Raw genomic sequence first — 26,625 nt, forward strand, 5'->3', positions numbered from 1 at the left:
GGGGATGAATTTGCAGATCCTGTCGGGATTTCAGTCGATGGTCCCGGAAAAGAAGTCAACTGTCGCAATCGTCCGCAAGTTGCTCCGGGATTCTGATTCAGACTGACTGAACGGGGCGGGCGGCCGTCATTTCCACAGGAAAATCCCCCGCATTTCTACCGACCGGCATTTTCTTCGATCATCTGACGGACGACTTCACGTCGACTGCGAGTCGCATCAAAGATTTCCAGCTGTCTGACGGCCCCGGTTTGGGATGGAATATGTCGGACTGATTGCAGTTCGGCAAGACATCCGAGTTCGATGGCGGCAGGAGTTAATTGTTCGACCAATGTATCGACGATTACCTGCACCGAACGCTGCTGGTAATCGTGTGAGCTGACCAATGCCGCATCGGCGCCGTAACGTGTTGCCCGCCACTTGTTCTGTTCCACCATCATCGGGTGGTAGTCGCCCAGAAAAGTGCCTTCGTCGATTTCGTTGGAAATGGTGTGTACCAGGCACTGTATCAGAGCGGTGATCGCGAGCACCTGACTGAGGTTGGCTGGCACATCACAGACTCTGATTTCGACCGTACCGAAATGGTGATGCGGACGAATGTCCCACCAGATTTCCCGAATCGAATTGATGAACCCTGTGTCGATCAGATGATTCACCAGCCAGACATATTCGCTCCAGTTTCGCATCTGGTACGGCAATCCGGCGGTTGGCAATCCTTCCATGATCTTGGATCGATTCGACTTGAGTCCTGTGTTGCGTCCTTCCCAAAAGGGTGAGTTTGCCGATAGTGCAAGCAGCAAAGGAAGATGCTGTTGCATTCTGTCGCAGATCATGACCGCTTTGTCGCCACTGTCGACTCCGACGTGGACATGGAGTCCAAAGGTAACCAGTCGCCGCGCGACGTCTTCCATCAGGGCCACGAGTCGAAAATATCGTTCGTTCACTGTGATCTGCTGATGGCGCCACGATGAAAAAGGGTGTGTGGCCGCCCAGAACAATCGCATGCCCAGTTTGTCGACGATTCGTTCTACTTCGGCGATCTTTTCGCCGAGATCTTCTCCGACTTCTTTCACGGTCCGGCAGATCCTGGTGTTGATTTCAACATAACACTGCATCAGTTCCGGTTTGACAGAATCCTGCAGATGCGACGGGATCGTTGCCAGCAGCTCGTCAATACAGCTTGAAAGTGACATGTCGTCAGCGTCGACCAGCTGCAGTTCAATTTCGACGCCGAGCGTTGGGCTAGTGTTGGGTTTGAAGTGCATTTTTGTCATTGTTCACCTGGCATACTTCGCGACGGTGTTTGTGATGGAAGCAGAATGCTTTGAACGACAACGGGACACTTTATGCGCGAAACGAATCCACTGCTTCGTCGGTAAGGGCGTCGGATTCGGACACGGGGTCACGCGGTATCATTGCCAGAAGAAGGGCTGTTCTGGTCATGACCCTGACACCGATGGCGATGGATTCTTCGTCAATGTCGAATACCGGCGAATGCAGTAACGGCCAGTCATCCGCATCCCCCGCACAACCCAGCCGTATCTGCGCACCACGCACATGCTGGACATACATTGCAAAGTCTTCACCGCCCATGCTGGGCTTGTCGATGGGGACAATTTCGTGATCCCCGATGACCTGTCGGCAGGACGCTTCAAAAGCGGATGTCACGAGAGTATCGTTGATAACAGAACCCAGCGGACTGCGAAAGACAACTTCGGCATGACTGCCGGTAACCTGTGCGACACCATCGCATGCATCCCGAATCATTTTCATCACTCGCAGTCTTGTATCTGCGTCAGTGGTTCGGAGTGTTCCGGCGATATCCACGCGATCCGGTATGACATTCGAAACCGTTCCGCCATGGATGGATCCGATTGTGAATACGGTTGGTGTGAGGGCGTCCGCGTGGCGAGGCACACTTTGATGAAGAATTGAAATCAGCATTGCCGAGGCAGCAATGGGATCGGTCGTGTGCTGCGGTCGAGCCGCGTGGCCACCCCGACCTGTGACGGTGATCAGGACTTCGTCGACTTGTGCTGTCAGTACACCATATCGGATACCAACGCGCCCTGCCCGAATGGTCGGATCGACGTGAAGGCCGAGGATTGCAGACACATTCTGCAGGCCCCCGTCTTCAATGATCCACAGAGCTCCTTCGCAGGTTTCTTCAGCTGGCTGAAAAAGAAACCGTATGTGGATGGACGGCAGTTCGGAATGCGTCAGACGCCGGGTGAGGTTGACCAGCAATTCCGCCGTGGCGAGTACCACGGATGTATGGACATCGTGTCCACAAGCGTGCGCAAGACCTTCTCTGGACGAACAGTAGGGAACATCCTTTCTGTCCGGCATCCGGAGGGCATCGATATCCGCTCTGATTGCGATAACACGGGTCGAATCGTCGACTTCGCCGATCTTAAGGTCGGCGATCACTCCTGTCCCACGATCCGGAACTTTGACGTGGATCTCGGGGCCGTCATCGTATCTGAGGCTCTCCAGTCGTGCTGCGATAAATCGGGTTGTCGCCACTTCGTGCCCGCTGGGTTCGGGGGATGCGTGCAGAGTCCTGCGACAGTCGATCCAGGCTGACTCTCGATCCTGGGCCAGACGGTCGATGAGTATCTCGAAGGGCACGATGCGTTCGATATCGGCTGGTGTTACTCGCCGACTGCCGTTCGTTGTCATTGCGATACCTGTCCTGCTTGTATGATTACGGAACCTGATCCTAGTGTGACGGATCCAGGGACGGGCTGCCATCTCAGACGGACTCTGGTCGGGGAATCGCCTGCGAGAATTGAAAACAGCTTCGGGAGATCCGGAGCCTTCAATTCGAGGCCGTCCCGGGTGACAAGCGGAACATTTCGAAGACGCGTATTCAGTTGTCGTCGTTGTCGAAATCCATCTCAATGTCAAGATCGTCGATGCTGGAATGGTCCGCATCGGCTGCCTCGCTCAAGCTTTCCCGATTCCTTTCGCGATCACTGCGGCGAAAAACGGCAACGATGTCGGCCGCCGGTACAACGAACAACAGGTTGTCTGCCTCAAAGTCAACCGGGATCGCACTCTTCGGGTGGAACAGAACCCGGTCGTATTTTCGAATGGGGAAGTCTTCGTCGCGTTCGATCTGCACGCTGATTTCCACCACACGACCTGTGATTGTCGGGATTTCGGAACTGTCCGGCAGCACGATCCCACCGCGTGTCTGATGGCGAGCTTCATCCTTCCGGATGAGCACCCGCATTCCAAGAGGTTCGACGTAGTCAGTCACTCAGTCTACTCCGTCACCGATCGACGTAACGCGCTGCTCAGCATCCCAATGTGAGGTGCCGGTTTTGGATCGACTGCGACTCTGGTCGTCCGTGCTCCTGCTGGTGACTGTACAATGGCGGAAGCTGCTGCAGCACCGTCGGCTAGCTGTTTTTTGGATGAATTTGTTTCTTCGTCGACCTGGGTGGCAGAGTCGTTGGACTCCGGAGATTTCGATTCGGGAGGTCGATTGCTGCGTTCCAGGATCATTCCCAGCGGTCCTGCCAGCAGTGCAGGCAGGAAGATGACATCGCCGACCAGCGCGGCGAAGATCATGCCCGACATGATCCAGCCGAAGCGGCTGATCAGGAGGAGTTCCACCGGGTAGAGAGCCAGCATTCCGATTCCAATAGCCGCGCTTGTCTGCCAGAGTGCTGGTCCGCAGTGTTCCAGCGATCTTTCCACCGCTTCTTTTCTGGAAACACCCTGCCGAATCAGTATCTGGAACCACGTCATCAAATGGAGTGTGCCATCAACGGCAATCCCAAGTGCGACCGACGCGGTAATCATGGTTCCAATATCGATTCGAACACCACCCCACGCCAGAAGACCAAACATCACAACCACTGGCGTCAGGTTGGGCGCCATGGCGAAGATTGCAGCCGGCACGCTCCGCAGCAGCAATGCCATGACGATCGCGATGACAAAAAATGCCAGTCCAAAGCTGCTGATCAGGCTTTCCAGAAGTGCCTGTTGTGTCCGAAGGAAAATTGGAATCAGCCCTGTTACGATATGTCCGGTACCAGATGTTCCAATCATGGCCAGTCGTGCACGCGTAATCTCATTCAGTTCGGTTGTCAGAGTCTGATAGTCGTAATCGGACATGATGCTTGACTGGCAAGTGATCCGCCAGAGTTCATCACCTTCACGATTCAGTAATGCATCTCCAGGTACGTTCAGGTCACCGTCTGCTTTGGCAAGTGCCAGCATTGAAGAGACAGATGATTCCCTGTCTCCTTCCTCAAGCAACTCGTGAATTCGGTCGCCAATGACGGCTTCCTTTTTCCGGGCTTTCATTCGATCAAGCCGGGACATCTTGCTGGTATCGGGCGCACTAAGATCCAGAAACGATGCCAGTGAAAGGGTGCCGCTGACTTCAGGATGCTCACGCAGAGCCTCCTGGATTTCCATGACCTTTCGCGCTCGATCCAGGAACGGAATTTGTGTCTGAGCCGCTTTGTCGAACTTGACGATTGTGTCGACAGAGACAATGCCGGAGAGATTCTCTTCCAGAAAGTTGTAGTCCTGAACGACTCGGGATTCATCCGGAAAGTAGCGGATAACCTTGGTCTCTGTTCGGAAGAACTGCAGCCCTGCCCCGCAGGCAATGGTGGCGGTCAGGCATGCCAGGGAGACCAGAGTTCCATGGTTTGCCAGCCGTCCGCCAAGCCATCGCCATGCTCTGGTATCCATCGAAGCCGCTTTTGGTGGCTGGCGCCGCCAGAACAACATTAACGACGGAAGCACATACAACGCGCAGAAGAATGAGATGCCGCAGCCAATCGAGGCGTAGATACCAAAATCACGAACGGGCACCAGAGAGCTGACGACGAGCGATCCCAAGCCAATTGCCGTCGTACCACTGGCAAGCAGACAGGGTAACCATGCGACGGAAGCGGCATGATGGACTGACGTGTCCGGGTCCGAAATACCGGAGTTCTTCCAGTAGTTGCAAAGATGAATCGCTGCAGATGTCGTAAGGACAACCAGGAGCGTCGGCATCACCACCAATACCATATTCATGCTGCCACCGGTGGCTGGCACAAGAGACACCGCGGCCATTGCACACAGCATCGATACCGCCTGGACCAGCAGAGTCAGGCGAATGCTTTTCAGCACGATCATCGACAAGACGACGGTGACAATGACCGACAGCAGGATTGGAGACCGGCGTGGCAGGTCAAACAGAGGGAAATTACGATTCCAGCCCGCGTGTTTTACAGCCTGATTCAGGGCTGTCCCCGCAACAGGCCGCCCACCCATGTGAAGCTGTTCCGGCAGGATGCCTACCGAAACGGCTGCCGCACGAATATCGGCGAGTGCGGCATTGCGGTCTGACATCCCCGCTTCGTTCAGCCCCACTGAAACTGCCGCCATTGCTCCATTGACGAAGAATGTGTCGTCAACGCATTTTGTTGCAATTCCGTCTGTTGCTGCATCAGGCGAGGCAGCCTCATTCAAAGCCGCGCGAAATGCTTCGGTTTTCTGCACATCAATGTGCATCCTGGGGGCGGAGATCTGGACGTCGTACAAGGGAACAGATCGAACATATTCCTCAAGAGCGTCGTGAAGCTTCCACGCCGATTCATCTTCGATACTCAAACCATCCGTCACGGGCAGAGGAAGGCTGCGCTGGATAACCGTTGCCTGAGGGCCGAGGTGCTCCTGAGCGAGTCGGAGGACCTCTTTCTGCATGAAATCGCCACGAAGTCGCCCGGTGTCTGTGAATCGAACGCAAAGTGGCCCTTTGCCAAGAAGCAGCCCCATCGTTCTGCGAATACCTTCTTCGACGGGCACACCTTCTTTCAGCATCCGTGTCAGAAGATCAGCTGGTTGTTTTACATCACTGATATAGGGAGAACCACCTTCACGGTGGTCAAGATGCTGGACTCCCTCGAGCTCCGTGATAAATGCCCGAATTCTTGGGTCCGTCAGTGAACAGTCGTCCCAGGACAGCAGTAGCCGATCATCTGACGGGAAAAGGTTTTGGTACCAGTCCAGGATTTTGGCCTGGGGGTCGTCCTTTGGCAGCCAACCGGCAACATCGTTTTCCAGCTCAATGTGCCTGAGCGACCAGCACATGAGTGGCAACAGGAAAGCGATAGCCGCGATCAACCATAGCGAAACGCCATGGCCCCACGGGTCTCGTCTTTGAAGAAATGACTTCATCCTGATGCCAGTTTCGTGTTAAGGTCCAGTCCTCTTCCACTCCTGAAAGAGGAAGGTCGGTTGCGATTCTTCATACCTTGCGGATGGTATCACCGTAGACGACCGTAGTCACTAGATCGACGATGTGCAGAAATGCAATCATCCGAACCCACTGCTCGAACGGATCGGTTTTCAAAAACATGTCACAAGCGAAGAATAGGCAGGAAAGTCTGAAAGCGAAGAATGGGGTGTTTGTTGTGGACCTGGTGGGAGTGTCCAGTCGGGTGTTCACGCAATTCTGATTGAATTGTTTCCTGGTTTCCCCCGGTGTACCCGGTGGACAAAGATTTCTCTGATCGTGAATCTGTATCGGGACGAAGGGAAACCCCTGCGGGAATTGACAATTTCATTGCGTGTCTTTCCTGCTGTTCGTGTGTTCGAGATTCTACCGACTCGATTGACTGAAGTTATGAATCGTCCAATTCAAAGCCCCGACTCAGACAACAAGACGACGGGGGCCGAAATTCCTGACCAGCCCTCGGTTCGTTTGCCGACGCTGCCGCCAGATGACAGCAGTGTCGGCGGGGCACAGGCAGGCGGCGAGGAGGACGGTAAGTCAGAATCGATGCCAAAATCGTTTCGAGTCTGGCTGCTCAGCATCCCCGCCTGTGGAATGTATCTTTCCGCCATTCTGCATTGCGTGGCCTACGCCATTGCGTTTGTGGTCTTCTATGCCCTGCATCTCCATCTTCAGGATCAGGATCCTGTCGATCTCTCTCCTCTGGCGGCTTCGCTGTCAGACGAAGACATTGCGGACAAGTCGCCCTTACTGGAACTCACCCCTGAAATCGGCCTGATGAAGCCCCAGCAAACGACAGCTGTGGAGCAACTCGCGTCATGGATCGCTGAGAATGACAAGGCGGTTCTTGAAGTGATGCAGTCCAGTGAACTGATGTCATTCAGTTCTTCGGAAGAATTGAACGAAGGGGATGCCGGTGGCGGCAGTAATTTTCTATTGAAGCTGCCGGAATCGGGATTGGCGGTCACCAAGGGAAGCTTTACGGCCTGGACAGATCCCCCCAATCCGGGAGCGCTGCAGAATTACGTGATCGTGATCGAAATTCGGCTACCGGAGGATGTGAAAGCCTATCGGCTGGGTGATCTTCGCGGCGAGGTTGTCGGTTCAGACCGCTACCGTCAGAGAATTCCCTACGACCGTGACGCGCCGATGGCGGCTGCCGCTACAACCGCTGAAGGACTGAAAATCATTAAAGGCAGCGAATCCGTCCCTGTTGTCGATCATCGCGTGCAACTTGTGATCAAGGTGCCGGGAGCCAAGCGAATGACAAAAGACACGATACGTCTGGAATCCCGGAGGCTTCGGGAAAAGCAGGAGTTGGAGCTGGTTTTCGGGCGACCGGTCGAAGAAAACACCGCTTTGGAACAGAATTAGGCGACAGAATCTGGCTTCTGTGTCTTTGCCGGACTTCCCCTGATTCTCGTGACGAAGCACCCAGCCACGGGTTGGCAGCTCAGAAAGAGGTTTCGGAGTTTTTAAACAGGTTTATTGCCTGACGTGGCCGTGTATCGGCAATTTTGGCATGAAAAAACTGCGAGATGTTGGTTACGCCCAATTTGTACGTCTCCCTCAAGGCTCCTGTTACAAACCCTTCAGAGTCACTCAAATTGTTGAACACAGCGAAACGCTTCGACCGAGTGATTGAAGTGGGGAAATCCTCTTTGACGGGGGCTCCCTGCGCGTTGGTGGATTTGTGAAGGGTCAGGCGGTTAATGTCTGCACCAGGCAGATCTTCCGGCTTGTTTAGGTTTCTTCCGCTGATTCTCGACCAGCATCGTTCCTCTTCGGTTCCGTTTGGACGTGAGTAAATACAATGCTTCTGAACACTTGGCTTGCTGCTGCAAAACGACGATTTCTTTCACCGGTCGGTCAACAGCGTCGTCTGAATACCGCTGCAGCACGGCGCCGCGTTCGAACGGAAGAGCTTGAAACCAGGTCTCTGCTGACCGCTCTGGTGGTGAATGCCGACAATCAGACGCTTTACACGAATGCGTTTGGGGGCATCGAGATCGACAACGCCGACATGATTGGCAAGGACGAACTTATCATCGAAGGGATCAGCGTTTCCACGTCATCCGGAAATGCGATCACCGTGAATCTTTCCGGCATCCCTCTCGAAAGCCTCGCCATTGAGTCTGTGAATATCAGCAGCTTCACAACCAACGGGATTGAGATCGACCTGGTGAACGTAACCGCCGGGACGGACGATCTGACTTCTACACCGCGTTTGCCTGTCCTCGCTCTCGAGGATCTGCAGATCAGTTCGGCCTTTGGTGGGCGCGGTATCGATATCAATCTTGACGGGACCGACATCAAGGCGTTCACACTGGACGACTCCACCGTGCCCGGCTTCCGTCTTGATGCAATCAATGGTTCTGATGTTGCGAACGGAACCATTGTTCAGAACACCATCAATTCTTACGCAGGCTACGAGGGCATTCTTCTGAATGTCACAGGATCGACGGCGGACAATTTTCACATTGTCGACAACGTCGCGATCACCACTTTGAATCGCGATTCGATTCAGGTGAACGTCGCAGATTCTGCAACTCGCCCGCTGGACGGACTGACGATTGAGAACAACACGATTGGTGCTGCGGAAGGCGCCAACGTGACTTTCCGCGCAGAAGGTGACACGTTTGTTCAGCCGTTTGTGTTAACGAACAACGCGCGGCAGGGCGAGCAGTTGACGACGTTCGTTCTGGACCTGTCCGACATTGGCCTGGAATTTGACGAGAACGGCACGACCGGAAAGGCATTCACCGCTGTGGGCGGTTCCGGGGCGACAACAGGTCTGCAAAGTGCCATTGTTAGCCAGAACAATCAGCTTCTGACACTGACATTCAACAACTTCGCCCCCGGTGAAACGCTGCGTTTCCTGATCGACATTGATATTGCCGGCGGTATTGCCGCGCCGATCTTCGGTGATGACCTGATTGGTGCGGATGTGGCGGTCAATTTCACGGGGAACAAGTCTGTTGCGGGGCAGATGGCCGGTGACCCTGCTGTTGTAACAGCGTCGCAGTTCATTGTGGGTGCGAACACTGCCGGAGCAAATCATGGTATTAACCTGAATCTCTCTTCAGCCCCGGTCAACAACCTGATGATTCGCAACAATGTTGTGACAGGTGCTCCCGGGCATGGTCTGCTGATTGATGCAGAGCTTCGCAGTAACGTCACTGGCGTCATCACCGAGAATGATTTCGTTGCATCTGGTCGCGACGGGATCAGCCTGCAGCTGGCAGACAGCGATTTCTACGGGGCCGTGATCAACAACAACCTCGCGAACAATGGAGGCAATGGCCTCTCGATTCTGCCGGTTTCAACTCGATCAGGTTTGGTTCAGTCAGCTGTGGTTCGCCGTATTGGTGGTGTCAATCGCCTGGTCATCAATTCTGCGAATCACAATCTGTTCACCGGTGATGAAGTTGTGATTCAGGGGATGATCAACGATGACCCATCCCTGGCGCATCCGGGGAATGGCCGGCACACAATTACACGACTTGACAACGATACCTTCACACTCGATTTCGTTGACCCAACCCTGCCCGGTATCAGTTATGTTGCGGGCGGTGCCTGGTACGTCCCCAATGAGATCGTTGGGGGCGCCGGTGGTTCGGTTACGGTTGATTTGCAGGCATCGGCTCGTCGCGGCACCGTTGTCGACGCCAGCAATGCCGGCCCGATTGTGATCACGTCACCTGGCCACGGACTGACGACGGGTGAGAGAGTTCGAATCTCCAACGTCAACGGAAATATCACCGCGAACGGTGTGCATAAAGTCACCGTAATCGACGCTGATTCCTTTAGTCTTGACGGGACAAGCGGAGTCGCGCCTTACGATACGTCTTCCGGGTTTGGTACCTGGGTAGCGAATGTCGTGACTGCAGCTTCCACAACGTCTGGTGTTGTGCTGACCTCGCCCCTTCATGGCCTGACAACGGGCGATTTGATTCGCGTCACGGGTGTGCAGGGGATTTCCGGAGCGAATGGCACCTTCAAAGTGACGGTGATCAATGCCGATTCGTTTCGCCTTGATGGAGCCACAGGGGCCGGAACGTACACGGATGGCGGAGCGTGGGTAAGAATCAACGACTCGACTCCATTTACGTCAAATCTGGTTCCACAACAGATTGACGGGAACAGCATCACCGGCAATGGTCAGGCTGGTATCCTTGTGGATCTGAAGACCGGAACTCAGTTCTTTGGCGACATCATGAATAACGTGGTGTCATCGAACGAACAAATCGGGCTGAACATCACCTCCCACAGCTTTGGGATTCAGGGAGAAAACGGGGGCGATTTGACACTGCCATATGTCAATCGCACATTGCTGCCTCCCAACGAACAATTGAGTTTCAGCGTCAATATTGGATCCACCGACCCGGCCGACGGGAATGTCTTCGATCTGAATACGCGTGCGGGTATCGCGATTCAGGCGATGGACTATGCCACGGGTGCGTTTGAAATTCAGAACAACCAAATCACCAGCACGAAGAACGATTCAGATGCAACAACAAATGGCGACGGAATTCTTGTTCGGCTCGATGATGAGCTTGTGCCTGCCGAGGCTGTGTCGCTGCTGACACGTTCTGTCATCGATCAGAATGTGATTGGTGTAGATAACGAAGGGAATGAGGGGCACGGCATTTATTTTGTGATGACTCAGCGGACTCGAATTCAGGACCTGAATGCGACCAACAATGTCATCGCGAATAACGGCATGGATGGTTTCCACTTTGAACGTTCAGAGGATGCGGACCTGAATTTTGTGAACCTCACCAATACGCGGGCGACAAACAACGCGGGTGACGGGCTGTCCTTCTTCGCAGCGAATACGGTGAAGGACCGAATTGATTTTGACATTACCGATGGCAACATCAATAACAACGGAAACTTCGGAATCCGGATTGATGTGCAGGCCGCGGCCCGGATGGGGATTGTGATGAACAATACCCATGTGGATGGTAACGGTGCACTAAACGGGGGTTACCATCCGAATGACAATGTGCCCGGGTCTGCTGGTAAGGCGGGCGGTATTGGTATCATCGCTATCGGTGTGGTTGATGTGCAGTTGACGGCCATTGATTCCTTTGTCAACAACAATATTGGTGACGGCCTGAGCGTTGATGCATTCAATTTCTCTGACAGACTCGATCTCACAGCGACCTTCAGCAACACCCAGTTCAATCAAAACACTTTGACTGGTTTTCGAAGTCACGGTGCCACGTTCGGAACATACGAGTGGGACTCCAGCTCATTCAGCGACAATGGTGAAGATGGCGTTCGAATCGTCTCTATTGATGATAAAAACGACGTTTACCGGCGTCGAGTCGGTGGGATGGACATCGACGTTACAGCAATGAGTTCTGACTTCAGTGGCAACGGCCAGAGTGGTCTTGTGCTCGGTCAGGGGACCAACGCTAATCTGGGTGATGGCACCGTTGAGAAAGCCAACTTCTTCAGTTTCAACGGAGAAGATGGTCTGAAGATTGTTCAGTCTTCCGGGGCTTACCTGGAAGAGGCTGGTCGTCGGCGACACATACAGGCCTCGCGAAACTACTTCCAGTTCAACGCCGGTGATGGAATTGACATCGGGCACTTTACCCGTGAGCAGGCTGCTGCAGAGGCCGGGGTTATCAATGGACTTCTGAACGGAAGCATCAACGACGGTGAACCTGGCAATCTTCAGCACGGCGAAGAAACCGTCACCGATGTCTACGTCTCAATCAACCACGCGGTTATCAGCGACAACGCGGGGGATGGTGTTGAATTCCTGGGAGACAGTCGATTTGCTGTTCCTCAGGTCACCGGTGGTGGTCAGGATGTTCCGTTTGACTTCAACTCGGGGCTGATGATTGAGAATTCTCGAATCACGAACAACGGCCAGCGCGGGGTGGATATTCTCAACCGGGTACAGCATGACTCGTATGTGTCGCTGATCAACAACGATATCCTCTCGAACGGCTATGAAGGTGTCTATGTCGTAAACACGGCAAGTCATTTCCAGCGCCAAAATGGTCCCAATGATCCGCTGGATGCTTACCTCGAAATCTTCCAGAATGCTCAGACCGCGATCAACCCGAACATTGAACTTCGTGTGCGGGACAATCTGATCGAATCGAACGGCACGGCCAACATCACCAGTACTGTGCCAATTAATAGTTCAGTAAACACGAACTCCGGCAATGCGGCGGTAGTGGATCCTCATCTGGACTTCACCCACAGTTTCACTCAGCAGAATGGAACACTCGGGGGATTGGTGATTCGCGTCGGGACCGCAGAAGGCGGGTTTCATCTATTCTCTGATCCCGCCTACGAGCTGGGACTGTCGGGGGTCGACGCTGAGATTCTGGACAACTCCTTCGACGGTAATTACGGATCAGACGTTTATTTCGACAACTTTGTGTCGCAAATCGGCTGGCAGATGGGAACGATCTTCGACGCCGGATCAAATCCGCAGTTCCGCTGGAATCGAGGATACCGCGATCCGCTGTCTCGATTTGACCTGGTCTTCCGGGGGAATACGGGCAACACGCTGGACGTGATTAACGGATTCGCCTTCTATGACAACTGGGAAGGTGTCTTTAAGTCGCGGCAAGTGACGATTGGTGGCAATCCAAATCCTTCGGGTGACTTCGGGAGCGGAGAACTGACCCGCAAGAGAAATGCTACAAGGACCACCGGACTTCAGTTCTTTAACGACATTGGGACCGACCCTTTGTTCTGGTCCAGAGATTTCTTCAACAACTCGGACGCTGCAGACTATGTGGTGACCTGGTCGTACGAAGGCCTTGGAACCTCAGCGTGGCGAATTGAACGAGACTTCGCAGGGCAGAATTCCTTTACTCAGACAAACTCTACCCTTGGGTTCAGTGATTTCTTTGACGTGATTAACCTTGGAAGTACTGGTCGCGGCGAAATGCCTTACCAGTGGGATACTGGTATCGATACCCCAAGCTTCAACGGTGAATCCAACTTTTCGCTCGATCGTGGAGACATTTTCAACGTCCTGCCGGGCGAAACGCCTATCGAAGCGGACGCCCTGGAAAACAACGATAGTTTCCTGGGGGCGTATGATCTGGGTGTCGTTGCCGGTCCTGGTTTCTCAGTCAACGGAGTTGCTGCTTCCGTGAACGGTAACAGCGCGCTGACCATGGACTTGAAAGGTGACCGGGATTACTACCGGTTCGAGGCGGGTGGGAATGGAACCGTCACTCTGAATCTGGATGTACTGGACGCACTGGGAGACAGCCTGCTCTTCACGATCTACGAGATCGATCCGAATGCCAATACCGAAGAAGTGCCAATGGTCACTCTGGCGGATGGAACGCCTAGTTACCTGTCAGCACCTGCCGGTGGCGGAAATCGGCAGCTGCCCGTGACAGTCACCGCCGGTCGCAGTTACGTCATCGAGATCCTCAGTGATGAATTCGAAAACTGGGGTGACGACGGATCTCTCGGTAAGCCGTACCGTTACGGCACGACGCGTTCCTACAGTCTGTCGATTGATGCGCCTGCTCTGGGGGCAGGTTCCGGAGCCGGAAACACAGGTGGAAATGGTGGGGGTAATACAGGTGGAAACACCGGCGGAAATGGTGGAGGTAATACGGGTGGAAGCACGGGCGGGAATGGTGGCTCTGGCAGTGGATCATTGCCGGGCGCGCCTGTTGCAACCTTTGTCTCGGTGAGTCCATCTCCACGTGCAACCGCTGTTAGCTCTGTCGAACTGAACTTCAACGAAGATGTGACGGGTGTGGACATCGCTGACTTCCAGCTGATGCGTGGCAGCGTCGTCATTCCAATCACGACAGGTACAGTGACGCGGATCGACGCAATGCATTACACGGTGAACGTCGGTGCGTTCACCGGTGAAGCGGGGACCTATACTCTGACACTGGTGGCGGCAGGGTCGGGCATCCGGGATACAGATGCCGTTGTACTTCCAGCGAACGCCTCCACCAGCTGGACTGTCTCAAACACCGTGAATTCGACCGCAGACACTCCTGACAGCGTGCCAGGCGACGGTCTTGCCATGGACCTGGCGGGGAATTCGACGCTGCGTAGTGCCGTGATGGAGGCCAACATCAGTGGCGGTGCCAGTGTCATTCAGCTGGCGGGCACCCCATCTTCAGCCGTGTTCTACACGTTGTCCCTTGGTGGGCGGTTCGAAGACGCGGGGCTTTCTGGTGACCTGGACATTACAGGAAATATCACCATCCGCGGTGGCGGGGCCAATGCAACGTTCATTAACGCGGCTGAGATCGACCGGGTTTTCCACGTTCATCCTGGTGCAACTCTTGTTCTTGAAAACCTGACCATCAGGGGCGGCGAAGCATTTGATGGCGGCGGGATCTTCAATGCGGGAACCCTGACTCTGAAGAATGTGAATGTACTCAACAGTGAAGCATTCAATCAGGGTGGTGGTATCTACAACCTTGGTGTTTTGACCGCAAGGAATTCCTCGATCAGCCTGAACAGAGCCGGTTCACGCGGTGGTGGTATTAACAATCTCGGGACAGCTTCGCTCGTGAATGTGACGCTTTCCACCAATAATGGCGTATCACGAGGTGGTGGCGTCTTCAATGAAACCGGCGCTACTTCAACGATGACGAACGTGACAATTGCGTCGAACATGTCCGGTTCACGTGGTGGCGGACTTGCCATTGAAACAGGTGCGGCTGCTACGCTTGGAAACAGCATTATTTCCGGCAACACAACTGATCCAACCATAACGACTCTAACGGCCAGCCCGATCTACGGTGACCTACTGGGGCGTGTCACGTCCAACGGTTTCAATCTGTTGCAGAAGCTGCATGATTCGCTTGATGGTAATGCGGCAGGACTTTTGACGACGGACAAATTCGGCCGTGCGTCTGCCCCACTGGCTGGAATTAGTTTGCAGCCTCTCACGAACGTGAACCCCTCGGCGACAACAAATGGCACCTGGTACCACCCGCTGGCATCAACGAGTATCGCTGTTGACGCCGGAAGCTATGCGTTGTTCCCTACCTCGAACCTGCTGCTGGAAAGTGATCAATCCGGCACGGCTCGTTTAATTGAAGGCAACTTCGACGGACTGGTGAGAATTGATATCGGGGCGTCTGAATTCTACCTGAATGAACCAGTCGCGATCGCAGATGCCACACCGAACCCGGCAGGGATTGGCGAGACGGTTACGTTTTCCGGTAGCCGTTCGACACACACTAATCCAGGGCTCCGTGCGATTACGAGGTGGGAATGGGATTTTGATTACACCGGGACGTTCACAATCGACGCAACGGGTGTGACTGCGACTCACGCCTTTGGAACTTCCGGATCCCACACAGTGGCTTTAAGGGTGTTCGATAACAGTATACCTCAACAGTCGGATCTCTATGTGTTCGACGTCGAAGTGTCCGTGCCATTGAAGCCAGTTATCACGAAGCCGTATCCGATCACAACGGATTCAACACCAGTCTTCGAATGGACCGGTGGCACGGGTACATTCAGTTTGGTCGTCGATAATGTGACGACCGGCCAGAATGGTGTCATTGTCCAGAACGGATTAACGACCAACACGTTTACTCCAGCGTCTGCCAACTTCCTGCGTCCGGGTGTATACCGAGCTGTTGTGACAGCGACGAACGCGAGTGGTTCAACAGTCAGTGATGTGTATCAGTTCGAGATTCGTCGGATGGAGCTCACGTCACCCGTGACTTCGACGTATGACCCGACCCCGAACTTCACATGGACTGCAGTGCCAGGCAGCAGTCGCTATGAGATCTGGGTCAACCAGAATTCTCCGCAAGTGAAGGGTAAAGTCGCCTGGGAAGAATTCATTTCCGGTACGTCCTATGAGCCGGCAACTGCACTTGGCCTTGGAAACTTCACATGGTGGGTGCGGGCTTATGATCAGGATGGAAACCCCGGCGACTGGAGTTTCCCGAAGAAGTTCGACATCGTGCGACCGACCGTTACAGCTCCCGGACCAGTGACCCTGGATCGAACGCCGACCTTCACCTGGACGGATATTGGTGCTCCACGGTACGAGTTGTGGGTGAACCAGATTGGTATCAAGGCGAGGATCGTTCATGAAACATCATTGACCACGACCTCGTTTACACCGACGACGAACCTGCCGAATGGAGATTACGGAGTCTGGGTCCGCGCAGTTTCTGAGAGCGGCGAAACCGGGTATTGGAGTTTGATTAACCGATTCCAGCTGGATTCGACCAAAGGCCCGGTTCTTGTTTCGCCAGTCGGAATCACAACGGACACAACGCCGACGTTTACATGGGAAGCGATCGAAGGTGTGGATTCTTATGACCTTTGGGTAAATGGTGTCAGTCCGGCACGATCACAGGTCATTCGCGTCCCCGCTGTCGCACACGTGGATGGTGCTTCGACGATTACCTACACCCCGACGACCCGCCTGGCCGCCGGAACCTACCGCTGGTGGGTCCGCGCAAATGTTTCGGATGGTTCGAAGTCCGCCTGGAGTGCGGGGACGGACTTCCAGGTGCCAGTGCCTTCGATGGTTGCCCCGTCCGGGGCCGTTACAGCAACAAATACACCATCCTTCATCTGGACGGGTGTCGCTGAATACGTTCGCTACGAACTGTGGGTGGATAACGTTGGAACTGGTGTCTCGCGAGTCATCCATCAGACTGATCTGACGACCACAACATATGACGCACAGCTTTCTCTCGAGAATGGATCATTCCGGTCCTGGGTGCGTGGTTTTGATATCGATGGCAACTCGTCACAGTGGAGCAAGCCGCTGGACTTCACCATCAATGCCGGAGTTGGTGCGGCACCGGTTGGGCAGTCTCCTCGGGTCAGCACCACTCAGACAAAACCGACATTCTCGTGGACCCCTGTTACGAACGTCTCTCGTTACGAGATTGTCGTGAAGCAGATGTCAGCGACAGGACAGCCTATCGTCATTAACAATGCGAATATTGCTGCGACCGTGAACGTCAATGGCCTCGTAACATTCGCCTCACCAATTACATTGATCCGCGGTCAATCTTATCGCTGGTGGGTTCGTGGCATCTCAAGCAACAACAATCCGGGGCCATGGAGTCAGCCTGTCGATTTCCGAGTTGTGTCAATTGATTCGGAAATCGAAGCAAACGATGGGCCAGCACTGTTCGGGGGTTCCGAGGTGGCCATTCCGGTCGTAGCAACGTTTGATGCTGCGTTTGGATTTGATGATGATGTCGAAAGCATTGTCGTTCATCCGGCGTCCAATGTCGTGCACTTCAGCCCGGTCGCCATCCTCCCGGCCGTCGAAGTCGTTGATGAAGTCGTCGGATCAGCGACGATTGAGTCGCACGGTGATGGCAACATCGATTCTGTGATGGAAATGATTGCTGAAGGCGGTCTCTCATTCGACGAACTCGAGGATGATGGTTCTGTGAACGACATCCAGCCCGAAGCTGGTGCAGTCATGCCTGTCGGTCAGGATCAAAATGAGATGGATGTTCAGGCTGAAGCAGCCGCTTGGGCTCTGTTGATGCCCGTCTTCGCGGCTGCAAACGGGAAACAAGAAGAGAATAAGGAGTAGAACGACGCTTCCCGGCGAATGATTCGCCCGGGACAGGTCAACCGCTCCGGGGTTCTCTTGGTTGCAAACTATAAACCGCAGTCTGGTTTCAGGCTGCGGTTTGTTTTTTTCGGTCCTTCATAGAGAATCCGCATTTGTTCATCCGGTTCCAATTGATAAGCCCATCATGCAGATTTCCCGCCTGACTGCCTACCAGGTCCCCATTGTTCTTCGAAACCCCGTACGGCATGCTTCCCACACTCGCACATCGAACGACACCCTGCTCATTCGTTGTGAGCTAAGCGACGGCAGTATAGGCTGGGGAGAAGGCCTGCCGCGCGAGTACGTGACAGGTGAATCAGTCCATTCGGTTTGGCGACACCTTGAGGAGACGGATCTTGGCGCGACGCTTTCACGGGAGTTTCGCGACGCAGAACAATTATTTGGGATGCTCGAAGATCCAATGCTTCGCCGGATAGAACCTGATCCGGGTCTGGATGTTCGTGAGGGGTTTGGTAATTCCGTTCGTTGTGCGATTGAGATCTCCGTACTTGATGCTGCGGGAAAATCACTGCAACAAAGTGTGGGAGACTTACTTCATTGCCACCCGGCAATTCGTTCCATCGGCCAGCAGCGCGAGGAAGTATTTTACAGCGGTGCAGTCACATCAATGTCGCCACGTAAGCAATGGCTGTCTTCGTGGAAGATGAGGTTGTTCGGGTTTCGGATGGTCAAGGTGAAGGTCGGGACCACGGGGATTGATGATCTGGACTGTCTAAGGCGGGTTCGGGCAATTGTGGGCCCCCGTGTTGATCTCCGACTGGACGCAAACGAGGCCTGGTCGTGTCATAATCTGGTGAAGCATCTGGAACCATTGCTGCCATTTGCGCCCACTTGTCTAGAGCAGCCTGTGCCGCATTCTCAGGTTTGTGGGCTTCGTGAGGTTCGTCAGAAAATCAATGTGCCGGTGATGCTGGATGAATCCTTGTGTTGTCTCGAAGATGCCCGACGGGCTGTCGATGGTCAGTACTGCGATATGTTCAATATTCGCCTCTCGAAATGTGGTGGACTGATTCGTTCGTTGAAACTGGCCGCGTTCGCTCACGAGAACGGACTTGGGTATCAGCTTGGCTGTCAGGTTGGAGAAACTGGGATCCTTTCTGCCGCAGGACGCCATTTCGCCTGTAATATCAGTGGAATTCGGTATCTTGAGGGCAGCTTTGATCGCTTTCTTGTGCGAGATCGCCTGACCAGAGAAGACCTTACGTTTGGCTATCGTGGTCGAGGGTTGCGGTTGTCGGGACCCGGACTTGGAGTCACGATTGACGAGAATCATGTGAACGAACTGGCCATCAGAAAGCAAGTCGTTTTCGAATAGCTCAGATCATCAAATGGACGTCGAATGAAGGTTGCATTGTTCATCCCCTGTTATGTTGATCAGTTCTATCCCAAAGTTGGGCTGGCCACGTGCCTTCTGCTCGAACACTTTGGAGTGGATCATTGCTTTCCTGAGCAGCAAACCTGTTGTGGACAGCCAATGGCGAACAGCGGGTGCGAAGACGAAGCCCGTCCGCTGGCGCAGCGTTACGTGGAAATCTTCAGAGATTACGACTACGTGGTGGCTCCGTCCGGAAGTTGTGTTTCCATGGTACGAAACCATTACGACCACCTGCTGCAGACCCGTGACTCTGCAGCCGATCGTGTGAGGGAACGTACGCTGGAACTGAGCGAGTTTCTGGTCAATGTCCTGAATGTAAAATCCGTCGCAGGTTCCTACCCGTACACGGTTGGAGTCCATCAGAGTTGTCATGGATTGCGGGAACTGCGAGTGGCTCCTTCATCGGAAGTCATGCTTCCTCGAGATAACAATCTGATGACCCTGCTGGGCAGCCTCGATGGTATTCAGTTCGCAAATCTCAAACGGAAAGACGAGTGCTGCGGCTTTGGAGGCACGTTCGCCGTTGCAGAAGAAGATGTCTCCTGCATGATGGGAAACGACCGCATTACAGATCATCTGGATGCCGGCGCACAGGTGGTGACCGGTGCGGATATGTCATGTTTAATGCACCTCGACGGACTGATTCAACGACAGCGAAAACCTCTTCGGATCCTGCACTTCGCAGAATTGCTGTGTGAAGCGATGTCGATACCTGTTACCGCGGAATAATGCCGCCTGCAGAATCTGATTTTGACAAAAAGAAAAGCCGCACCCGGCTGGGATGCGGCTTCTGTTGATCGGAACTCTCAAACGAGTGACTTAGAAGTCCCCGATTACATTTCCGTCCGCAATGAATGCCAGGTTGTTCAGGACTGTTCCGTCAGTGTTCTCGCTGAGGAATCGAACGGATCCATCGCCAAGTGCCGCCTGCGCGCCACCGGTATGCAGACTGCCAACTGTTCCCCAGTCACGCAGACGATTGTCGGCCACTGTCTTGGTATTGGGTGGAGCCCACCATGGGCAGCATGTCCAGTAGTTGATCTTTCGAAAGTTCGGAGCGGACGCAGCTCCCGGATCTGCCACGGCAAGGTCCAGACCATTTCCGACCCACTTGGAATGTCCCCATGACTGGTTGATTCCATTCACGACCTCGCGGGTTGATTCCAGAAGCATGACAGAGTTGCTTGTACCGTCGGTAACGTCGCGAATTCGACTGTTGGACTGAAGTCCGAACATTCGACGAGATGCCTTCGTCCGGTTTGACCAAAGCGTCATACTGTTGCTGTAGCGCTGGACAGAGAAGTCGTAGTTGATCAGCGGTGCATAGAACCCTGCTGCCTGAGCGGTCGGGCTGATGACGTAATTCACTGTTGCACCGGTGTAATGAGTATTTCCGGAGTCAGACGGACACAGGAAAGCAGTCAGCGACTTGCTGACCCACTGAGCATTGCCGTTTGTGTTCGGGTCATTGAAGGGGGGAGGCAACTCTGGTGAACCACAACGATTATAAGAGCCGGTTGCACCGCTCGTGTTGATCGATGTGTAAAGCGACGCTTGCTCAATGAATGGTAGCACACCAATCCAGCCTCTGTGATTCAGTCTTTGGACCTTATTCGCGGTCGAACCGGGCATGTCTCCTGTGTCCAGCGATCCGTCAGCACTTGAAGACATCGGGAACATACCGAAGGCATCGTGGTAGTTGTGGCACGCCAGTGCCAGCTGCTTGAGTTGGTTCTTACATTGCGTTCTCCGTGCCGCTTCCCGAGCCTGCTGCACCGCAGGCAAAAGCAACGCAATCAGAATTGCAATGATCGCAATGACCACCAGCAATTCGATCAGGGTGAATCCTCGTTTCTTCAGTCTTCTCATTCGATGTCTCCAGAAAGTGTTAGGTATTTACAACGACCACTGACCGCGAAATAACCAGAACATCGATCTTCAATCTCAGTTTTGATTCTGTCAAAGGTCTGGCGTTGTCCTGGAGAGCAATGCTGCCTTGATTGTGGGCAGTGTTGAGTCTTCAACTTGCGTGTCGACTGTAATACGCTTTCCGACCCGCTTTACTCGCATTGTCTCGCTTGCTGGAGTACCGTGATTCGTATTCCTGTCCCCGGCATTTTTGATGAAGCGGCTGAATAACGTCTTGCAGCAATCAAAAGAAACAACGCGATTCGGCGTAGAAAAAGCGATGCTGCCCGGCATGGCCCTTCTTTTCCTGACTGCGCTGATGCTGCGGCTGGTCCAGGTCTGGCAGATATCGAAAGCCCCTTTTTTTCCAATGCTCATGGGCGATTCCAAAAGTTACTCCGATTGGGGGCAGCGGATCGCCGGCGGAGATTTACTTGGGCAGGACGTTTTCTATCAGTCGCCGCTCTATCCCTATACGCTGGGCGGTATTTACTGGCTCTGGGGTTTCGAAAGAATGCCAGTTCTGGTGTTCCAGGCTGTCACTGGTGCGGTTGCGTGCGTGATACTGGCAGATGCAGCAAGACGCTCATTCGGGCGAACTGCTGGCATGGCCACAGGCATTATCGCAACGTTCTATGCGCCTGCGTTGTTCTTTGACATGCTCGTGCAAAAATCATCTTTGGATACGCTGTTGTTCGCCTCTCTGATTTGGGCGTTGGTGATCGCGACAAAACAGAATGGTCCGTCACAATGGTCAAAACCACTCTTGTTAGGGGTAACGTTCGGTCTGGTGATTTTGAATCGCGAAAATGCAATAGTGCTGCTTCCGGTCGTGCTTTGGGTCTGCCTTCGATGGCTCTTCCAGAGAGGAAACCGGGCGGATCTCGTGCTCCGGAGCATCAGGCCTTTGGGCTTTCTGGCCACCGGGGCAAGCATCGTGCTGCTTCCGGTTGCGTTTCGAAACGCATTCATCGGTGGGCAGTTTCATCTGACAACTTCGCAGTTTGGCCCCAATTTCTTCATTGGGAATAATGCCGACGCCAATGGTATGTATCAACCAGTCAGGCAGGGTGGTGGGAACGCCGCGTTCGAACGTACCGACGCGACTGAAATTGCCGAAGATGCCCTGGGATACACGCTATCGCCTTCGCAGGTTTCATCTTACTGGACTGGAAAGGCGTTAACGTTTATCCGCGAACATCCAGTGTCCTGGCTGAAGCTGATGGGGCGGAAATTCCTGCTACTCGCTAATGCCGAAGAGATCACTGACACAGAAGATCTTCAGACGTATTCTGAATGGTCAACTCCATTGAGGCTGACGCGGCACGTGTTTCATTTTGGAACGCTCTTTCCGCTCGCCGTCTTTGGTGTACTCGCGGGCCGACGAAATTCGGCGATCAGGGTCATTGCTTTTGCTGTCGCGCTGTATGCGATGAGTGTCCTGGCATTTTACGTCATGGGCCGTTACCGCTACCCGCTGGCTGTTCTCTTGTTTCTGCCGGCAGGTCTAGGAATCCAGCGGCTTGTGGACATCAGTCGTCATCTGATTTGGAACAACGGTCAGGAACAGAAGTCGGAAGTGAGTCCGGTGGGGTCAACGGCGCGCCGTCTTCAAACTTTCGCGGCGTTCTCGACAGTTGTGTTGGCCGGTCTTATTGCCGGTCTGCCAATCGTGAATGCTGACCATATGGCGTCGGTTACCTCCTACAATGTGGCTCTCGAGTTCGACAGAATCAACGATTTGGAAAAGGCTTCTGAATACTATCGGCGAGCAATCCGTCTGCGCCCGATAGATGCTGAGGCCTGGTTGAATCTGGCTGATGTAGAATCACGGCGGGGGGACCTGTCTGTTGCGACGAGGTGTCTTGAAGAGAGTGTGCGAATTGATCGAACGCTCGGAATCTCGCAGTTTCGTTTGGCAAACCTCTACGTGCAGCAGGACCGATTCGCCGATGCAATTGTTTGTTACGAACGATGTCTTGAACTGGAGCCGGAGTTTCCTCCCGCTTATATGAACCTTGCCATAGCACTGAGGACACAAGGTGAACCGGATCAGGCCGTCGAAGTGTTACAAAGGGCAGTTCACCGATTTCCGGACTATCTGCCCGTGGTGATGAATCTGATTGATACTCTTTGCGAAGTTGGTCGAACGGATGAGGCTCTGCCCTATTGGCGGAAAATAAAGTCTGCATTCCCGGGAGACAAACCGCTGACAGGAAACCTCGAGCGGCTCTGGCAGGCGGAACGTGAATCGGATCAGGAGAAATAGAATTGGCAGAGAATCTAACACTCCTGATCCTGGCAGTCGCTCCATTCCTTTTACTAAGGATTGCTGCTGATCTGGTGCCTTTCCGTCGCGGGAAGATCAGGCCAGCTTCTTTCCGGAATTTGCTGCTTGGCAACTTCGTTGTCTTCATGTTCCTGTCGTCGATCGTGCTCTTTTCGGGAGAGATTTACTACCGGTTCTTTGTTGATACGACGGATTCGTTCTCATTGTCGAAAGTTTCGGCGCGCTGGTTCAGCAGGCATTTTGTCCGCAACATGGCAGGCTTTCGAGATTCCGTCCATTACCTGCCTGAGACAACGCCTGGCCAGCGAAGAGTGAGTTTTCTGGGCGATTCCTTTACAGCTGGTCAGGGCATCACCGACGTCGATCAAAGATTCGCCAACCTTCTGCGAAAGATGCGCCCGGGGGACGAAGTTCATGTCCTGGCAGATTGTGGTTGGGACACTCAGAAAGAGCTGGAGCTTGTCCGTTTCCTGCCTCAATCCGGATACCAAACGGATGTTGTCGTGCTCGTCTATTGTCTGAATGATGTTTCGGATTTAATGGACACGTGGCAGGATGAACTGGCCAGAGTTTATCAGGCACGACCAGGACTTATCGTCAGCAGCAGTTATCTACTGGATACATTGCGTTCTCGATGGGTAATGTGGCAGCATCCGAAACTGCAGAAGTACTATCAGTCAGTCACAGGCATATACACCGCTGAAAGTGAAGAGTGGAGGCGTCAGCAAAGGCGTCTCGATGGGATCCGGGAAGCCGTGGAAGATTCAGGTGGTCGGCTCCTGGTTGTTACTTTTCCTTTTGTGCATTGCCTCGGCAATTACGAATTTCAAAATGCCCACGACCTGGTGGGAGAATACTGGAAAGATTCCGGAGTCGATCACCTCGATCTACTTCCGGTGTTTCAGTCGGAATGGGAAAAGAATCCCACCGCCGAGTGGACCGTAAACAGCCGAGATGCTCATCCCGGGATCTACGCACATCAGGTGGCTGCTCGCGAAATCGACGCCTTTTTGACGAAGCATTTCAGGGAGACAGAGTCAGACTAATGAGTGCCCCTGCTCCGATTCGAAAGCAAGACGATGCGTTGCAGGTCCGTCGCCACGTCGGCTTCGTCTACTGCGGAATTATCATCGCGTTGACGGCAGTTGTGTACTGGCAGGTTCGGTCGCATCAGTTCGTAAACTTTGATGATGGCACGTACGTCTCAGAGAATCCCCATGTTCGTTCAGGCCTGACCTGGGCGAATCTTGTTTGGGCGTTCAGTCGGGAAAGCGTTCAGGGATCCGCGAACTGGCATCCACTGACGTGGTGGTCATTGATGCTGGATGCAGAAATTTATGGATTGAATGCAGGCGGCTTTCTGGTGACTAACCTGCTTTTTCATCTGGCTTCGTCGCTGTTGTTGTTCCGGATACTGTTTCGAACAACCCGGGCGATTCATCCGTCTGCATTTGTTGCGATTGTTTTCGCCATTCACCCGCTGCATGTTGAATCTGTGGCGTGGGTTGCCGAGCGAAAGGATGTGCTAAGCGTTTTCTTTGGTCTGTTGAGCATTGAGTTGCATTTGCAATTCGTGGGAGCCCGTCGAATACATTGGCACCTGGCGAGCCTGATTGCCTACTCGCTTTCATTGGCATCGAAACAGATGTTAGTAACTTTGCCATGTGTGTTGTTGTTGATGGACGTCTGGCCTCTCGGGCGTTCATTACGATGGGCAGAGAAATCAGGGTATCTGATTCTCACTGTTATCTTTTGTGGTGTGGCGTTTTTTGCACAGGCTGATGGAGCTGCAGTTGCTTCCCTCGAAAGCTTCCCTGTGTCCGTCAGGGTTCTGAACGCCATTTCCTGCTACATGATTTATCTGATCAAGACGATCGTTCCGATGCACCTTTCGGTTTACTATCCATACCCTGCAGAAGGATTGTGGTTGCAGGCGATCGTTGGCGGATTGATATTGGTATTGGTCTCCGCGGGCGTAATTCGAACCGCAAAGAATGCGCCATGGATGCTGGTTGGATGGCTGTGGTTTCTTGGGACGCTGGTTCCGGTGATTGGTCTCGTGCAAATTGGTACTCAGCGGATGGCCGATCGTTACATGTACTTTCCGATGATCGGGTTATTGCTCGCCGTCGCCTGGTCAGGTGCCGCGGTGTGCCGGCGCAGCCGCTTGATGCTTTGGCCGGTGCGGGTGATCGCAACTGGATTTGTCGTGGCAATGACATTGTGTGCGTGGAGACAAACGGCGTACTGGAAAAATACAATGACGCTTTTTACACACGCCGTGGATGTCGCTGAATGCAGCATGTCGCTGAATAAGCTTGGTTACGAATACGCTGCCACCGGAGATGTGATACGAGCATCGAATCTTTTTCATCGTGCTCTGGAGCTGGATCCGGACTACGTTTTCGCCTACGTGAGCCTCGGAAACGTCAGCTTTTCTGAAAGGCGGCTTGACGAAGCGGAGGGGTATTTTCGGCGAGCCATTGAGTTGAGTCCCATGAATGACGAAGCCCAATACAACCTGGGGCTCTGTCTTGCATTTCAGGGACAGCCGGAAGAGGCAATTGTGCACTACAAACGAGCGATTGAGATTGGCGGTGATAATGCCCAGGCCTATGCCAATATGGGAATCGCATCACTGATGCTGGGGCGTTCGCAGCAGGCGACGAAGGATTTGACAAAGGCTTTGGATCTGGATCCGCAACTACTGACAGCGCATTTTCATCTCGCTCAGATTTCAGCGGATGCAGGAGACGCTTTGACAGCGATCAGGCACTTGCAGAAAGTGGTTAGCGAGTCAACAGTGTCGATTGGTGATCAGCAGCTGATTGACGCCCACTTGTTGCTGGCACAGCAGGCCATTTCTGCCGGCCAGGACGAGTTGGCTCGAGCATCTGTTGCTGTGATTGAGTCGCTGCAGCCAGACCATCAGGCAATTGCGGAGTTACGCGAGGCAATCCAACGACTGGATCGGTGATCGAACAGCCTGTTGAAAAACGGGACTGGCTCGAGCAGGAGACCTTAAAGCACGATAGTTTCCAGTCGTCCTGCCCCGGTTTTTCAACCAACAGTTAAAGGTCGATCGACGCCAAATCTGGCAACCCTTGACCGAATACGAAAACGCAGCCCCGTCTGATTTGACGAACAGCCTGGCGTCGATCAAGTTGCTCATTCTGGTGAACGGGATTTCGAACTTCAGAAAGCCCGCTGCA

General features: G+C 53.7%; 12 protein-coding genes. 7 read left to right on the forward strand and 5 right to left on the reverse strand.

The genetic code is table 11. The annotated features are described in order from the left end of the window. Nucleotides 1–155 precede the first annotated feature (155 nt). The 4 genes from R3C20_03590 to R3C20_03605 form a co-directional block, all read right to left on the reverse strand. Nucleotides 156–1,262, reverse strand: a complete 1,107-nt coding sequence (locus R3C20_03590) for a YbdK family carboxylate-amine ligase (protein MEZ6039560.1) — start codon at nt 1,260–1,262, stop codon at nt 156–158. 79 nt (nt 1,263–1,341) lie between these two features. Further along, entirely contained in the window at nt 1,342–2,679 is a 1,338-nt protein-coding gene (locus R3C20_03595; GenBank protein MEZ6039561.1) for an amidohydrolase, read from the reverse strand. A 190-nt stretch (nt 2,680–2,869) separates the two neighbouring features. After that, nucleotides 2,870–3,262, reverse strand: a complete 393-nt coding sequence (locus R3C20_03600; GenBank protein ID MEZ6039562.1) for a co-chaperone GroES — start codon at nt 3,260–3,262, stop codon at nt 2,870–2,872. Between the two features lie 5 nt (nt 3,263–3,267). Further along, nucleotides 3,268–6,189: an MMPL family transporter gene (locus R3C20_03605; GenBank protein MEZ6039563.1), complete on the reverse strand. Its 2,922-nt coding sequence runs from the start codon at nt 6,187–6,189 to the stop codon at nt 3,268–3,270. 448 nt (nt 6,190–6,637) lie between these two features. On the opposite strand from R3C20_03605, the gene R3C20_03610 reads away from it, so the two are divergent. The 4 genes from R3C20_03610 to R3C20_03625 all read left to right on the forward strand — a co-directional run bounded on the left by R3C20_03610 (nt 6,638) and on the right by R3C20_03625 (nt 19,944). After that, nucleotides 6,638–7,621, forward strand: coding sequence for a hypothetical protein (locus R3C20_03610; protein MEZ6039564.1), 984 nt, complete (start codon nt 6,638–6,640; stop codon nt 7,619–7,621). A 439-nt stretch (nt 7,622–8,060) separates the two neighbouring features. Continuing rightward, a complete protein-coding gene (locus tag R3C20_03615; GenBank protein MEZ6039565.1) occupies nt 8,061–17,798 on the forward strand; it encodes a ubiquitin-activating E1 FCCH domain-containing protein in 9,738 nt (3,245 codons plus the stop codon). A 166-nt stretch (nt 17,799–17,964) separates the two neighbouring features. Further along, a complete protein-coding gene (locus R3C20_03620) occupies nt 17,965–19,155 on the forward strand; it encodes an enolase C-terminal domain-like protein (GenBank protein ID MEZ6039566.1) in 1,191 nt (396 codons plus the stop codon). A gap of 24 nt (nt 19,156–19,179) precedes the next feature. Beyond that, nucleotides 19,180–19,944, forward strand: coding sequence for a (Fe-S)-binding protein (locus R3C20_03625; protein ID MEZ6039567.1), 765 nt, complete (start codon nt 19,180–19,182; stop codon nt 19,942–19,944). Nucleotides 19,945–20,034: 90 nt separating this feature from the next. On the opposite strand, the gene R3C20_03630 is transcribed toward R3C20_03625, so the two are convergent. Then, nucleotides 20,035–21,084, reverse strand: a complete 1,050-nt coding sequence (locus R3C20_03630; GenBank protein MEZ6039568.1) for a DUF1559 domain-containing protein — start codon at nt 21,082–21,084, stop codon at nt 20,035–20,037. Nucleotides 21,085–21,337: 253 nt separating this feature from the next. Here R3C20_03630 and R3C20_03635 point away from each other — a divergent pair, with 253 nt between their 5' ends. The 3 genes from R3C20_03635 to R3C20_03645 are packed head-to-tail and all read left to right on the forward strand — an operon-like array spanning nt 21,338 to nt 26,390. Beyond that, a complete protein-coding gene (locus R3C20_03635; GenBank protein ID MEZ6039569.1) occupies nt 21,338–23,392 on the forward strand; it encodes a tetratricopeptide repeat protein in 2,055 nt (684 codons plus the stop codon). Nucleotides 23,393–23,394: 2 nt separating this feature from the next. Continuing rightward, nucleotides 23,395–24,459: an SGNH/GDSL hydrolase family protein gene (locus R3C20_03640; protein MEZ6039570.1), complete on the forward strand. Its 1,065-nt coding sequence runs from the start codon at nt 23,395–23,397 to the stop codon at nt 24,457–24,459. Continuing rightward, complete coding sequence (locus R3C20_03645) at nt 24,459–26,390, forward strand: tetratricopeptide repeat protein (GenBank protein ID MEZ6039571.1); 1,932 nt, start codon at nt 24,459–24,461, stop codon at nt 26,388–26,390. The genes R3C20_03640 and R3C20_03645 overlap by 1 nt, the downstream gene beginning before the upstream one ends. The last annotated feature ends 235 nt before the right edge of the window (nt 26,391–26,625 follow it).

This window comes from Planctomycetaceae bacterium, assembly GCA_041398825.1.
GTDB lineage: Bacteria > Planctomycetota > Planctomycetia > Planctomycetales > Planctomycetaceae > F1-80-MAGs062.

Bases quoted from the DNA above. Each gene is read 5' to 3' on its own strand.
- R3C20_03590 (MEZ6039560.1), bottom strand. From the start codon at position 1,262: ATGCACTTCAAACCCAACACTAGCCCAACGCTCGGCGTCGAAATTGAA.
- R3C20_03595 (MEZ6039561.1), bottom strand. From the start codon at position 2,679: ATGACAACGAACGGCAGTCGGCGAGTAACACCAGCCGATATCGAACGC.
- R3C20_03605 (MEZ6039563.1), bottom strand. From the start codon at position 6,189: ATGAAGTCATTTCTTCAAAGACGAGACCCGTGGGGCCATGGCGTTTCG.
- R3C20_03610 (MEZ6039564.1), top strand. From the start codon at position 6,638: ATGAATCGTCCAATTCAAAGCCCCGACTCAGACAACAAGACGACGGGG.
- R3C20_03615 (MEZ6039565.1), top strand. From the start codon at position 8,061: ATGCTTCTGAACACTTGGCTTGCTGCTGCAAAACGACGATTTCTTTCA.
- R3C20_03620 (MEZ6039566.1), top strand. From the start codon at position 17,965: ATGCAGATTTCCCGCCTGACTGCCTACCAGGTCCCCATTGTTCTTCGA.
- R3C20_03625 (MEZ6039567.1), top strand. From the start codon at position 19,180: ATGAAGGTTGCATTGTTCATCCCCTGTTATGTTGATCAGTTCTATCCC.
- R3C20_03630 (MEZ6039568.1), bottom strand. From the start codon at position 21,084: ATGAGAAGACTGAAGAAACGAGGATTCACCCTGATCGAATTGCTGGTG.
- R3C20_03635 (MEZ6039569.1), top strand. From the start codon at position 21,338: ATGAAGCGGCTGAATAACGTCTTGCAGCAATCAAAAGAAACAACGCGA.
- R3C20_03645 (MEZ6039571.1), top strand. From the start codon at position 24,459: ATGAGTGCCCCTGCTCCGATTCGAAAGCAAGACGATGCGTTGCAGGTC.